We start from the raw sequence: 13297 nt of genomic DNA on the forward strand, positions 1-13297 counted from the left end.
AGCTCTCCCCTCCCTCTCGCTACTACTTCCAGATCGCATCGCCAATCATCTGGATTCCCACTGCCAGGATCAGAACCCTTAGCAGCAGCACAATCGTTTTGCCTTTCAAGCGAGCGGCCACGGCCGCCCCCAGATTGCCGCCAATCCAGGCCCCCGGCGCCAACATGGCGGCGTACAGCCAGTGCACGTGATCATGCAGGATGTTGGTCGCGGAACCAACAGCGGCGGAGAACAGAATAACCAGCATCGACGTGGCGGTCGCAATGTGCGGCGGAAAGCGGAACAACACGATCATCGCCGGCACCATCAGCAGGCCCCCGCCCACGCCAAACAGCGACGAGACAACGCCGACCATAAAGGCGACTGTCACGGCTGCCCACCGCTTGTACCCGTACTCGTACTCGACGCCGTCGGGATCGACGAAGCGGCGCTTTACATCCCATGACAGGTTCCGCGGCTTGATTTTGTCCTTGACCATCATCAGGGCAAACATGCCAAATTGAAACAGTCCGAACAACAGTGAAAACGTCTTTACTGGAAGTAGTGTATTCAGGTACACGCCTGCGACAGCACCAGGGGCGCTGCCCAAAAAAAAGAGCAGGGCAGTCTGCACGTCCGCCTTTTTCTGCCTGATGTAAGAAATCGACGACGAGAGCGCAGTCACTCCGATGACCAACAGAGACGTGCCCGCCGCCACCTGCGGGCTGACGGAGCCCGGTTCGTAGGCGTTGGCAAAGTAAAGCAGCGCCGGCACAAAAAACATCCCGCCGCCCAATCCGGCGATGCTGCCTATCATTCCGGCCCCCAGTCCCACGACGAGAAACAAAGCTGCCATAGCGAAAACCATCTGCAAACCTTCTTTCGTACTGTTAGAACAGCTCCAGTTGACGCGGATTCAGACCCGTCGGCCGGACATCCAGCATCTCCATGAACTGCTTGGCGTTGCCGGCCGCGTGCCCTCCCGAGTTGTTGTTAAACAGGATGCACACCTCGGCTGCCTCCCGGGCCACTTCCTGAACGCGCGGCACCCATTCCGCCAGTTCCGCTTCGCTGTACTGATAGAGATAGCGGACATCCCGCCAGTTTTGCCCCTCGCCCGGATTGTTCCAGCCGGAGACGTTACGCCCGTGAAAGCGGATCAGCACCAGCTTGGGATCGGTCACGGCGACGACGACAGGAACGCAACTGCTGCCCGCCTGCGGCTCGTCGCAGATGACGTGGACCGCCCCGATGGTTCTGAGAAAATCCAGAGTCTTTTCACGGTAGCGCGGCTCAAACCAACTGCGGTGGCGGAATTCCACGGCAAACGGATACGTATCCAGCGCCTGTCGGCAGGCCTGGACATACTGCACGTGCTCCCGTGTACAGTCAAACCAGGGGGGATATTGAAACAGCAGCGCTTTCAGCTTGCCCGCCGCCACCAGCGGCTGGATGCTCTCCTCAAACTGGCGAAACAGTTCCCGCCGATCCAGGGGCGCTTCACTTCGTTGGTGGCCGGTCATTGCCTGGTGCGGCTTGACGATGAAGCCAAAGCAGTCCGGTGTTTCACGCACCCATGTCTCGTAATTGCGCTGCGGCAATATGGCATAAAAAGAACTGTCCAGTTCCACGATGGGGAAATGGCCTGCATAGACGGACAGCTTGTCCCGGCTGCGCGTCCCCGGGGGATACAAGTCGTAGTGGTCTCCCCAGCCGCACACTCCCACTTGGATCGAATTCATTCAACACAAACCTCCAACCCCAATGGAGGGAAGAAATGACCAACTGTCTGCGTAACCGGCCCCTGCCTGTACATTCATCTACATTCATGGCGGGACCCCTTTGCGATTAAGCATACCAAACTATGCCTGGAGCGAAAAGTGGCGAATGCCTCCCCGGTTGCCCGCCAGACGGCCCATGGTACAATCATCGTATCGAGTCATGTTTGCTCCTGCAAATTTCGCCACATTCCTAGACGGAGGAAAGCCGCATGTACGACGATCTGATCGGCCGTCCTTTTGCGAGTCAAAACCAAGGTTTGTCTTTTGACCGGCACACAGCCAAACGCCTCCTGGCCGAAGCACAGGAGGCGCTGCCGTATGAGTATTCCGCGCTGCTGACAGGACACGGCTCCATGGTAACCGGTTATTTGCCGATGCGCTCATCCAGCCACGGCAGAAACTCGTTTTCGTGGGACGCCCCTTCCTTTTTTCAGGCGCTTGCCAGCGTGCGGAAGGCAGGCGTGCAGTGGGTCGGCATCCTGCACAGCCATCCGACGAGCCCGCCCGTTCCCTCTAAAGCGGATCAAATCGGCTGGCACTATCCCCAGCTGGCCTATTGGATTCTCAGCTTTGCGGGGGGAATGCCCGACCTGCGGCTGTACCAGTGGTCAGACGGTCGTTTTGTCGAGCGCCCTTACACGCTTGCGGACATTGCCGAAAGCGTCGGGTCCACAGGCGACATGCCGCCGCGCAGTGATTGAATAGCGAGCCACGCCTGATGCGAGCAGGTGATCACGGCTTCTCTTGAAGACTCGGGGTTTCGAGCGAACTGCCGATCGTCCGGATCCTCAGCTTGACGTTTACATCGACGACCATCTGTTCCATAAAGGTTTTGGGATCGTTCCTCAACGCCTTGTGAATGTCCGGGTAGTTTTTCAACCGGGTGGTCAGCCGGAACACGTCCACTTTGTACTTGTCTTTCAGCTTGTTGGCCGTCGTGATCAATCGTTTTTTCAACTCGGCGCCGTACAATCGTTCAGCCTTTCGGATCTGTTCCTGTTTGTCAAAGGAAGCGCCCAGACATTGGTATTCGATCATCTCCGTTTCGAGAAAGAGCTCAAACGTGAGATGCGGCCGGCCATTTTTCATGACAGGTTCCAATTTGCTTCTCCCCCCCAGGATCTGAAACGATGTTCTTTTGCCTGCAGAGCACGGGAAGGACAATAGCCCCCGTTCAATTTCATTCCGCAGCAGGGACAGCAACTGCATTTCGTCCGTTGTCAGGGTGCCTACCATTTTTTGATCCGTAAATACGGCTGCATGTCTCATGCTGATTTTATTGGAATCGTCCAAACTCGCTTTTATCAGGATGAACGGCATTTTTCCCCGAACGCTTTTTGAAACTTCCCCCAGGTTGGAATCGGGCATAACCAGCGTCTGCTGGACATTTGCCGCCATCTCCGACATGTGCAGCGCCGGGGTGGGTTGAGAGATACTCTGCGTGGTAAAGAACCGGCTAATTGGACCATCCAGCACGACGATTTCCGTGTGGCGGCGCATCTGGGGCAGGCGGGTCAAGAAGTCGTACAGCTCGTTGATGCCGTTTTTCGCCATCGTTTCCCCCACCCCGATCAGCTGCAGGTGAGCCAAATTGGGGATGCGATCACTGAGGGCCACGGTCCGTTCGATTGCGTTTGCAAACGACGGCGAGGTGACGACAATGTTGGTGTAGGCTTTCCGGCTGGTTGCCTCCGTACCGCCGCTCGAGCCCAGATTTCCCCCTGCTCCTGCCGGCTCGACTACCTGTACGAGAATCTGGTACATCCGCATCTGTTTGCCCTTTTCAGTGAGCGGGGGCAGTTCGTCAACGCCGATGCCGACAATGACTGCACGCTTCTCCAGCTCCCGGTAATCCCAGCATCCGGCAAGCAAAAGACCGATCAAAAGGATAACCGTGACGGCTGCAAACCAATTTCGCCGCCGTTTTGTCATGTCACATCACCGTCCTTGCGGGGAGGAGGGAAATGCCCCAGCCTGCGCCGCACGGCTATGCACACCAGCATGATCAACGGGTACGGAATCGTCAAAAACAATCCCACAAGGCCCACCTTGTCCGACCACGTCTGCATGTCGATAAAATTGTCGGGAATCAGCGACAAGATGAAGACCAGCGGCAGCAAGATCACCATCCACCACCGCAGCTTCAGTCGCGGATACGTGCGATGGAACGAAAACGCACTGCTGAAAAAGAAGCCGAGATGGGTGGTGTACGCGAGCGGAAGCCACAGGATAATCAGCAACAATTCGGCCCGCTCCACAAACTGGCGCACCACCTCGATTGTCTTTGCCATGGTCACGACGGGAAAGGTCTGGGACATGGTAACATCCGGACCAAGGGTCACCAGCGTTCCCAATACGAGAAAGGCGTAAAACAATCCCACCGCGGCGATCGCAAACGATGTGCTGGCGAAAGCCTTATCCTTGTGGGTGACGAACGGATAGTACAAAAACAACACTTCAAAGCCGAGGTACGAATAAATCGTCTGGGGGAGAGCCGAAATGATGGGAGTGACGCCCTCCTGGAACGGAATGCGCAGTTCGGCCCAGTCGGCGTGCAGATAGGCCAACAGAAAAAACATGACAATCAACAACAGCGTGAAAGGCAATCCCGATTCGAACATGCGGATAATGGGCATCAGCCCGTTCCACGCCGGGTATATGATTACCAGCAGCATCGCACCAATAATCGCTTCCACCGGCGTAAACGGCAGCATTTCGTCCCTCACCACTTCCGCCATGACACGAATGCCGGTCACGGTAAAGAACAGGAAGTACAAGCCCCACAGGATGTTGAACAAGCTGCCGATAATGCTTCCAAACAGCTTGGTATTGTAATCAAACACAGTATCATGCGGAAACATGCGGGCCACCCGGGTGATCAACCACAGCGACAGGATGGCGCACAATCCCGCCAGGATGACAGTCAGCCATGCATCTTCCCGGGCTTTCTCCATCGCGCCTCTGGGCATGATGAGGAACCCCACCCCCACAATAAGGCCGAATGCTAACATGAAAAGTTGAGTCGGACTAATCGCGGGACGCTGTTCCAGTCCTTGCACGCGTGATCATTCCTTTCATGAGGAGATGTTGCCTTCACGTGTTCCGCTTGTCGGGGCGCATCATCGGGGTGTTCTCTCCCTTTTTTGGCTTGCGCGTTTTCAGAAATGCTGGACGCGTATGCAGCTTTTTCATCGGAATGCGAATCAGCATATCCGTCCAGTCGCGCAAACGCAGCGGCGACAGCGGCGCCAGATAGGGAACCCCGAACGAAACCAGCCTGGCCACATGGGCATGGATGAAGAGCAGGCCCAGGATGAATCCGTACGTCCCCAGCAGACTGCTGCAGATCAGCAGAAAGAAACGCAGAATCCGGTACGTGATGCCGAGATAATACACAGGCGCCGTGAAGGAGGAGATCGCGGTCAACGCGACGATGACGACCGTCACGGGACTGACCAGATTGGCGTTCACAGCCGCTTCCCCAATCACAAGCCCGCCGATGATGCCGACCGCCTGCCCAACCGGTTTGGGCAGCTTGACACCAGCTTCGCGCAAAATCTCGATCATCAGTTCCATGATGAAAATTTCCACCAGAAAGGGAAACGCCACCTTGACCCGAGCGGCGTCCATGGAGATGAGCAGCCGGGTGGGAATCAGCTCCGGGTTGTACGCGACCAGCGACAGGTACAGCCCGGGCGTCGTGATGCTGAAAAACAGGGCGATCATCCGCACGAAGCGGATCAGCGTGGCGTACTGCCAACTGGTGTAGTAATCGTCGACGGTTTCCAGCAGTTGAAAGAACGTGATCGGCAGGATCAGCGCATGCGACGTCCCCTCGACCATGACCGCCACGTTTCCCTCAATCAGATAGGAACAGGTGACGTCAGGCCGTTCCGTGGGGCGCATGAGGGGAAACAGGGAGAACGAATTGTCCTCCAGATATTCCTGAAGCTGCATCTGGCCGATCAGGCTGTCTGTTTCGATGCAGGAAAGACGCCGCCTTACTTCTTCCACGATCTGCGGATTGGCCACGTCCGCGAGGTACAATACGGCTGTTTCCTGCTTCGTCCGTCTTCCCACCACGACGGATTCCACCCGCAGATACGGGTCGCGCAGGCGCTGGCGAACCAGGCCGATATTGGTGTTGAGCGTTTCCACAAAGCTGTCTTTCGATCCGATGACGCTTTGTTCCGTTTCCGGCTGCTCGATGTTCCGGCTGTATTCCTTTTTGACTCCCACCGCCAGACCGACCGACTCGCCCTCCACCAGGAGCAGCGCTTTGCCGTGCAGGATCTGCTCAATCGCGGCCTGCCAGTCCTCTACCCGCAGTATGTCACTTGCGGATATGATGTTCTCCTGGATAAACACGATCAGGCTTTTTTCCTCGTCCTCGGCCAAAGACGTCTCCACAGCAGTCGGGAACATGCCCGCTCTCTGCTGGAGGGGAACGATCACCTGCCGGTTCAGGCGGTCGGAATCAGCCAGGCTGTACAGAAAGAACAGGCTGACATTTCTGTTCATACACGTGAAGTGGCAGGCGGCAAAATCACTGTTGCGGCCGAGCCGCTCCGTCAGCACCTCCGCGTTTTTAACCAGCGACGCGTGAAGGGGCGTCTTCTCGATTGTGTTCACCGCTTGTGTCTCGCGTAACAGGAACCGTTTCGATCTATCCACCGATTTGCGCCAAAACAGGTTGAACTTCATAGGGGGTTCAAACCTTTCCTTCCATTCATTCCCTTCAAGCCTCTATAGTGTTGGCGAAATGCGGTCCAATTATGAATAAAATCTCCGGGATTTATGCATGCTGCTTCGATTCCCATTACGGGGCCTGCACGTTGATAAACAAAGTTGGAGTAAAGCATGATGCTTGGAGGGATGGCACCTTTGCCGACCTGCTCAGAACAAACAAAAGCAGGCTTCCCACCTGCGAGGGAAACCTGCTTCAGACCGAAGACAAACTGTACTGTTTCGTCGAGGTTCCGCAAGGAAACGATCTATCCATCGTTGTCAGGCCGAAAGGCCTGTACATTCATCAACCGAAGCTGAAGACTACGTACATCGCATGGAGGGATGGGCCAAGCGAGCTCCTTTGACGACCTGCTCAGCGGAAAAACGAAAGACGCGGGGAAAAACAGGGGGCACAAGTCTCACCTCGTCGAAAACACCCGGATGTTTGCCCCCTGCCCGCGTCCCGTTTTGGAGCGGACAACATCCACTTATATGCTGGGCGTCAAGAGAGCGAGCGGGCCCGATCACCCATGCGCCACGGACGTTGTCTACATGCTGAACAGCCTTCCTCCTGCGAGGGAAACCTGCTTGTGATGTACGTAATCCGATGAACGTATTGAAAATGTCCCAACCCTGTCAAGGGAGAGTCTGGTCTATTGTTCCGCTGCGGAACTTGCCGGACGTTGGGCTTGGTCCGCAGTCGGGAGCGGCTCGGCCGCGGCCGCAGCCTGCTGAGCCGCCGGCTGCGTCACGGGCGGGGCCTCCGGTTGGGACGGCTGCATAAAGCTGGCGATCATTTTGTTCATGTCCAGTCCGGAGACGTCCTTCAACATTTCCGGAAGTTGGGCCATCAGCTTGGTCACGTTGCCGCTCAGCCGATTCACACCGTCGCCCTGCCCGCCGCCGGTGTCGATGATCGTCACCTTGTCAATCGCTTTCATCGGCTCGGCCACCTTCGCAGCCAATTCAGGCAGCATCTTGGCGATGATGTCCAGCACGGCTGCCTGTCCGAACTTTTCGAACGCTTCGGCCAATTTCTCCTTCCCTTCCGCCTCCGCTTCCAGTTTCAGGCGGGTAACCTCCGCCTCGGCGCTGCCTCGTGCCTTTTCCGCCTCGGCGATGGCCAGACCTTCCAGCCGCTTCTGTTCAGCCAGCGCTTTTGCTTCTGCCTCGATCCGATACTTCAGCGCGTCGGCTTCGCGGATTTTCTTTGCCTTCTCCGCTTCCGCCGCCTGTTCCACGGCATATCGTTCGGCGTCTGCCTTTTTCTTCACTTCGGCGTCGTACTGCCGCTCGCGGCGCAGGATTTCCTTTTCCTCCAGCTCGATTTGCTTTTGCTTGCGGACGAGGTCGATTTTCATCTCCTCTTCCGTCACCTTTTGCTTCGCGACGGCTTCCTGCAGCTTGTAGGCCTGGTCGGCGACGGCTCTCGCCTTGTCCTGCTCCTGCTTGAAAGCGGCGATCTTCAGTTCCTTGTCCTTCTCGGCCTCGGCGATGTTCGTCTCTTTCAGCAGTTCCGCCTTGCGCGCCTCTTCTTCCGCCTGGGCCTGGCGAATGCGCGCTTCCTTGTCCGCTTCTGCCTGAGAAATCATGGCATCCCGCTTGACGGCCGCAATCTGCGGAATCCCCAGCGCCGCCAGGTAGCCGTTTTTGTCGCGCACATCCTTGATCGTGAAGCTGACCACGGCAAGCCCCATCTTTTTCAGATCCTTGGCGGCGACCGCCTGCACCTCCTGGGCAAAGCGCTCCCGGTTTTTGTAAATCTCCTCCACCGTCATGCTTCCCAGGATGGCGCGCAGGTAGCCTTCCAGGACTTCCTGGGCCTCCGCTTTCAGCGCGTCGTCCGACTTGCCCATGAACTGCTCCGCGGCTGTGGCAATGTCCTCAATCGACCCGCCTACCTTGATAATGGCGACACCGTCTGCCATCACCGGAACACCCTGCTCGGTGTACACTTCCGGTGTGGAGACGTCCAGCTTGTGGGACAGCAGGCTGAGGAAGTTGGCCTGCTGGAAAATCGGCAGGATGAAGGCGCCTCCGCCCCGGACGATTTTCATCTTGCGGCCGGATTCATCGCTGAGCACGTTTTTGGTGCCCAAAAAGCTGCCGGTCACGATCATCGCCTCATCTGCGCCCACGGTCTTGTACCGGGCCCAAAAAGCGATGCCCAGCACCACGAAGACGCCGACAACGACAGCGACGGTGACAAGAATGGTCGATTCCATCAAAGCATGGCCTCCTTTTCGTCAAATTGGGGAAATGGTGTGACATACAAAACGTGGTCACGCACCTCTACCACCACGACTCGCGTCCCTTCCCGGATCGGTTCACCATCTACGCTGGCAGCCATGTGGTGGGTAGTGCCGGCCACCATGACAATCAGCACTTCTCCCAGACCGCCCGAGGGGATCGATGTCCATACTTCGCCAATTTGGCCGACGAGCTGCTGCATCGAGTAACCTGTCGTGTTCTCCGCCTTCGCCATCGGCTCCACCCAGACGAAATACGCCAGAACTGCCAACGCCACTCCCGCCAAAGCAGCCAAGCCGAGCACCGTCCACGCGGAAAAGGAAGTCAGACGGGTCAGGAGCAAGCCCGCAGCGCCAAAAGCGGTAATCCCGCTGACCAGCAGGACGGGCTGCAGCACCGGCAGCTGGAGCTGTTCCAGCCAATCGGAGACAGCATCGCCAAAAAACAATGTCGTCAACGTATAGACAAGGCCAAATACGATGCAGATGAGGTAGACGGTATCCATCACGCCCATGTTTGTCACCCCTTTCCATTCCTGTCACCTCTTTCATACGAATGGATAGGCCAAATGTTTCGATTTTTCGGCACGATTCTTCACCGACAGGGGGACAAACGTACCGGTGCCGCCTTTTTGATCGCCCCCGCCAACCTGCGTATCCCCTCCTCCAACGCCTCACTGCTCTCCCACGAATACGTCAAACGCATCCAGCCGGGCTCCGCTCCAAACACCTCGCCAGGCGTCATCAACACGCCGGCCTGGATCGCCGCCTCCAGCAGGTCCAGTCCGTCAATGGGCGTGTTCAGTCGGCACCAGATGTGGCAGCTGCCCGCCGGCACGTTCCACGATGCCTCCTGCCTCAGGTGCGTATCCAGTGCGGCCAGCATCCGGTCCCGCTGGGCGGTGAGAAACGGACGCAGCCGCTCCATCTGCCGCTCCCACAGCCCGCCTTCCAGAGCCAGCCGGGCCAACTGCTGCGATACCGAGCTGGTGCCGTAGTCCATCTGCTGTTTGGCGTCAGCCAGCCGTTCGATGACTGCACGCGGCCCGACCAGCCAGCCGATCCTTAGTCCGGACGCGATCGTCTTGGACAAACTGCCGACGTACAGGACGGAATCGCCGCTGTCCAGCGCCTTCAGCGGCAGCGGCGGACGCTTGTCCTCGTCCAGAGCGAGCGCTCCGTACGCGTCGTCCTCCACCACCGGAATCCGCAGTTCGCGGCAGACGGTCAACAGCTGCCGGCGACGCGCTTCACTCAGCACGGTGCCGGTGGGATTGTGAAAAGTGGGGTTGAGAAACACCATGCGAATCCGGTGTTTTTTGTACAGCGTCCACATCTCGTCGGGAATCACCCCATCCGAGTCCATCGGAAGCTGGTAGAGGCGAAGGCCCGCCGACGCGAACAAGGGCAGCGAATAAGTGTATGAGGGTCCCTCCATGGCGATGGCATCGCCCGGGGCCAGCAGGCAGAGCGAAATGAGATGGAGCGCCTGTTGAGCGCCCGAGGTAATCAGGATCTCTTCGGAAGAGACAGCAATCCCGTAATGGGTCCGCAGGTGAGCAGACACGGCTTCGCGCAGCTGCGGCTCCCCTTTGGGATGGACGTACCCCAAATCGATAGCCTCCATCTTCCCCCCGGTCAAACGCTCAAACTCCAGTGTCGGGATCATTTCCGTCGCCAGTTCTGCCTTGGCCAGATTGATGATCGCCGGATTCCACCCGGCTTCGCGGATTCGCCTGACGAGCGGCAGTGCCGGCAAAAACGCCCCGCCGGTGGTGTACTGGTGCCAGTTGGGCACTTTTTGTACGCCCCACAGGTGCCGGCTGACCCACGTCCCGCTTCCCTGCAGGGACTGGATCAACCCGGCGGCGCGCAGCTCCTCGTAAGCTGCCGAAACCGTCCCCCGATTGACGCCGTACTGGCGGGCCAGCGTCCGCTCTGGCGGCAGCGGAGCCCCCGGCGGCAGCGCCCCGCTGACGATCTCACGTTCCAGATGCGCTGCAATCTGCTTGTAGACCGGCATTTCCGCATGCTTGTCCGGCTTCCAATCCATGTCACATTCCCTCCCGTGGCCCTCGTTTCGTTTCTTGTTCTCTCGTTCGACAAATTGGCCTATCAACCCTGCGACCAATTGGCTCAAGACTTTTCACGCAGCCTCCCCTACCATGGAAAGTGCCAGAGCATGCTGAGAAAAGGATGGGATCATCATGAAAATTCAAGTCCGAAGCCGGATTCGTCAACCTTCGTCACGGGAAACCTCAGTTCAACGGCAGGAACGTGTGGGCCTGGCCTGGGGACTGCTCGGCGTCTTCAGCTTCAGCCTGACGCTTCCGGCCACCAAGGCAGCCTTGGCCTCCCTCTCTCCGCTCACCGTCGGGCTGGGGCGGGCGCTGGTTGCCGCTGTGCTGGCCGGAGTGGTGCTGCTGCTAAAGCGGGAGCGGGTACCAACCTGGCAGGAAACCAGGCAGCTTTTGATCGTCGCCGCGGGAGTGGTCGGCGGCTTTCCATTTTTATCCGCCTGGGCGATGGAACGTGTACCGGCCACCCACGGCGCAATCGTACTGGCGCTGCTTCCGCTGGCGACTGCGGGAATGGCTGCGTTTTTCGCCGGGGAGCGTCCTTCTCGGCGGTATTGGCTCTCCAGCGCGGCGGCCTGTCTGACGATCCTGGCGTACGCAGCCGGCACCGGACTGGGCGGACTGCAGCTGGCCGATCTGGCGCTGCTCGGTGCCGTGCTGGCCGCTGCCGTTGGCTACGCCGTGGGCGGACAGCTGGCGCGCACGATGGGCAGCTGGCAGGTGATCAGTTGGGCACTGGTCTTTTCCTTGCCACTCCTCGTCGTCACCATGACCGGCCCGCTCATCTCCGAACTCCGTAACGCCTCATGGAGTGCGTGGCTGGGTTTTGGCTATGTCAGCGTGGTCAGCCAGTATCTCGGTTTCTTCGCCTGGTATCACGGCCTGGCTGTTGGGGGCGTGGCTCGTGTCGGCCAGACGCAGTACCTCCAGCCGTTTTTCACGATTGCCGCTTCTGCCCTGCTGTTAGGCGAATCCATCACGCTGGGGGCTATCGCCGCTGCCGTCATCGTCGTAGCCGCCGTAGCCCAGGGACGCCGTGCCGCTGTCATGCGCATCGAGCGGTCGTGAATGAGATCGCAGCAAAAACGAAAACGGTTTGCTCGCCTCCGTCATTGTCTGGCCGGGTCATTTGGTCCCAAGCCCTTGATCGACTGGACCGCCGCTGCATCCAGCTTCTTCAGAAGGGCGACGAGGAGTTTTACCGCATGGTCCAAATCATCCCGGTGGACGACGGAGACGTGGCTGTGAATGTAGCGGGCCGGCACGCCGATCACCATGGAGGGGATGCCGTTGTAAGCGGTGTGAATCTTTCCGGCGTCGGTGCCGCCGCCCGGCATCACGTCGATCTGAAACGGGATATTGTGTTCCCGCGCCGTCTCGATGACGAAGTTTCTGAGCTTCAGATGGGGAATCATTGTACGATCCAAAAATCCCAACAGCGGCCCTTTGCCCAATCGGGTCCGCCCGTCCTTTTGGGCCATGCCCGGCGTATCCCCGGCCACGCCGACATCCAGTGCAAACGCGATGTCCGGCGATATCTTGTGCGCCAGCGTCTCGGCGCCGCGAAGTCCCACTTCCTCCTGAACGGTGGCGCCGGCGTATACGGTATTGGACAGGGTTTCCTGTTGAATCTGCTCCATTACTTTCAGCGCGAGATAACAGCCTGCCCGGTTGTCCCACGCTTTTGCCAGCAGCAGTTTGGGGTTGGGGAGGACTTCAAACGGACACACGGGAACCGCCGGGTCGCCCACCTGGACGCCGAATTTCTCCGCCTCCTCCCGGCTGGACGCTCCGATGTCGATGAACATGTTGTCGATCTCCAGCACGTTCCTGCGCTCTTCCAGGGAAAGGACGTGAGGCGCTTTGGAACCAATCACCCCGGTCAAATCACCTGAGCCGGTCAGCACTTTCACCCGTTGGGCCAGCATCACGTGTCCCCACCAGCCGCCGAGCGGCAGAAACCGCAAAAACCCGTCATCGGTGATGTGCGTAATCAGAAACGCCACTTCGTCAAGATGCGCCGCCAACAGGATTTTTGGTCCCGAATCCCCTTTTTTCCCGACGATGCTGCCCAAGTTGTCGGTAATCAACTCCGCTTGCAGATCGGCCAGGTGTTTTCGCATCACCTCGTGGATGCGCACCTCAAATCCGGGCGGCCCGGCCGTCTCCGTCAGTTCCTTCATCAGCAGCAAATCCTTCTCCAAAACCCATACCTCCTTTTGGCACCTCATAGTCGTTGACTTCCCCATTTGGTCAGCCGCCATGTTTACCGACACGTGGTTCCCTCCTATTGTCACCCTGTCGTGCGGAGGTTCATTCCGGTCCAGCCTCTTCTCCAGACAAAAAAACCCTTCCCGGTTTCGGAAAGGGCTCGTATCCATTACTCATTTTTCATATTTCTCTTTTCGTTCAAACCAAAATCTAAATAGAAACGGAGAAAACATAATCAGCAGAGGAACCCAGACTAAAACAGAATCAAGGA

At 58.1% G+C, this 13297-nt stretch carries 11 protein-coding genes; 2 read left to right on the top strand and 9 right to left on the bottom strand.

Annotated elements, in window-relative coordinates:
- Nucleotides 1–22: 22 nt before the first annotated feature.
- Nucleotides 23–847 carry a sulfite exporter TauE/SafE family protein gene (locus IRT44_RS02265; RefSeq protein WP_171566884.1) on the bottom strand — a complete coding sequence of 275 codons (825 nt, stop codon included), beginning with the start codon at nucleotides 845–847 and terminating at the stop codon, nucleotides 23–25.
- 22 nt (nucleotides 848–869) lie between these two features.
- Entirely contained in the window at nucleotides 870–1721 is an 852-nt protein-coding gene (locus IRT44_RS02270) for a DUF72 domain-containing protein (protein WP_171566883.1), read from the bottom strand.
- Nucleotides 1722–1969: 248 nt separating this feature from the next.
- Between IRT44_RS02270 and IRT44_RS02275 the strand changes: the two genes are divergently transcribed.
- Nucleotides 1970–2461 carry a M67 family metallopeptidase gene (locus IRT44_RS02275; RefSeq protein ID WP_171566882.1) on the top strand — a complete coding sequence of 164 codons (492 nt, stop codon included), beginning with the start codon at nucleotides 1970–1972 and terminating at the stop codon, nucleotides 2459–2461.
- Nucleotides 2462–2492: 31 nt separating this feature from the next.
- On the opposite strand, the gene IRT44_RS02280 is transcribed toward IRT44_RS02275, so the two are convergent.
- The 6 genes from IRT44_RS02280 to IRT44_RS02305 all read right to left on the bottom strand — a co-directional run bounded on the left by IRT44_RS02280 (nucleotide 2493) and on the right by IRT44_RS02305 (nucleotide 10790).
- A complete protein-coding gene (locus IRT44_RS02280) occupies nucleotides 2493–3692 on the bottom strand; it encodes a Ger(x)C family spore germination protein (RefSeq protein ID WP_230077369.1) in 1200 nt (399 codons plus the stop codon).
- Nucleotides 3689–4819: a GerAB/ArcD/ProY family transporter gene (locus IRT44_RS02285; protein ID WP_171566880.1), complete on the bottom strand. Its 1131-nt coding sequence runs from the start codon at nucleotides 4817–4819 to the stop codon at nucleotides 3689–3691. Before IRT44_RS02285 ends, IRT44_RS02280 begins: the two co-directional genes overlap by 4 nt.
- A gap of 34 nt (nucleotides 4820–4853) precedes the next feature.
- Entirely contained in the window at nucleotides 4854–6464 is a 1611-nt protein-coding gene (locus IRT44_RS02290) for a spore germination protein (RefSeq protein WP_230077370.1), read from the bottom strand.
- A gap of 677 nt (nucleotides 6465–7141) precedes the next feature.
- Complete coding sequence (locus IRT44_RS02295) at nucleotides 7142–8713, bottom strand: flotillin lipid rafts scaffold protein FloT (protein WP_230077371.1); 1572 nt, start codon at nucleotides 8711–8713, stop codon at nucleotides 7142–7144.
- Entirely contained in the window at nucleotides 8713–9252 is a 540-nt protein-coding gene (locus tag IRT44_RS02300) for an NfeD family membrane protein (protein WP_171566877.1), read from the bottom strand. The genes IRT44_RS02295 and IRT44_RS02300 overlap by 1 nt, the downstream gene beginning before the upstream one ends.
- An 80-nt stretch (nucleotides 9253–9332) precedes the next feature.
- Nucleotides 9333–10790, bottom strand: coding sequence for an aminotransferase-like domain-containing protein (locus IRT44_RS02305; RefSeq protein ID WP_230077372.1), 1458 nt, complete (start codon nucleotides 10788–10790; stop codon nucleotides 9333–9335).
- Nucleotides 10791–10944: 154 nt separating this feature from the next.
- On the opposite strand from IRT44_RS02305, the gene IRT44_RS02310 reads away from it, so the two are divergent.
- Nucleotides 10945–11883 carry a DMT family transporter gene (locus IRT44_RS02310; RefSeq protein WP_171566875.1) on the top strand — a complete coding sequence of 313 codons (939 nt, stop codon included), beginning with the start codon at nucleotides 10945–10947 and terminating at the stop codon, nucleotides 11881–11883.
- A gap of 41 nt (nucleotides 11884–11924) precedes the next feature.
- On the opposite strand, the gene IRT44_RS02315 is transcribed toward IRT44_RS02310, so the two are convergent.
- Entirely contained in the window at nucleotides 11925–12998 is a 1074-nt protein-coding gene (locus IRT44_RS02315; protein WP_409978432.1) for a M42 family metallopeptidase, read from the bottom strand.
- Nucleotides 12999–13297 lie beyond the last annotated feature (299 nt).

The sequence above is a fragment of the Brevibacillus sedimenti genome, from assembly GCF_020923495.1.
Classification (GTDB): domain Bacteria; phylum Bacillota; class Bacilli; order Brevibacillales; family Brevibacillaceae; genus Brevibacillus; species Brevibacillus aydinogluensis.

Excerpts from the sequence above, each read along its gene's own strand:
- IRT44_RS02315 (WP_409978432.1), bottom strand. The coding sequence starts at position 12,998 with ATGAAGGAACTGACGGAGACGGCCGGGCCGCCCGGATTTGAGGTGCGC.
- IRT44_RS02280 (WP_230077369.1), bottom strand. The coding sequence starts at position 3,692 with ATGACAAAACGGCGGCGAAATTGGTTTGCAGCCGTCACGGTTATCCTT.
- IRT44_RS02290 (WP_230077370.1), bottom strand. The coding sequence starts at position 6,464 with ATGAAGTTCAACCTGTTTTGGCGCAAATCGGTGGATAGATCGAAACGG.
- IRT44_RS02265 (WP_171566884.1), bottom strand. The coding sequence starts at position 847 with ATGGTTTTCGCTATGGCAGCTTTGTTTCTCGTCGTGGGACTGGGGGCC.
- IRT44_RS02295 (WP_230077371.1), bottom strand. The coding sequence starts at position 8,713 with ATGGAATCGACCATTCTTGTCACCGTCGCTGTCGTTGTCGGCGTCTTC.
- IRT44_RS02310 (WP_171566875.1), top strand. The coding sequence starts at position 10,945 with ATGAAAATTCAAGTCCGAAGCCGGATTCGTCAACCTTCGTCACGGGAA.
- IRT44_RS02275 (WP_171566882.1), top strand. The coding sequence starts at position 1,970 with ATGTACGACGATCTGATCGGCCGTCCTTTTGCGAGTCAAAACCAAGGT.
- IRT44_RS02300 (WP_171566877.1), bottom strand. The coding sequence starts at position 9,252 with ATGGGCGTGATGGATACCGTCTACCTCATCTGCATCGTATTTGGCCTT.
- IRT44_RS02270 (WP_171566883.1), bottom strand. The coding sequence starts at position 1,721 with ATGAATTCGATCCAAGTGGGAGTGTGCGGCTGGGGAGACCACTACGAC.
- IRT44_RS02305 (WP_230077372.1), bottom strand. The coding sequence starts at position 10,790 with ATGGATTGGAAGCCGGACAAGCATGCGGAAATGCCGGTCTACAAGCAG.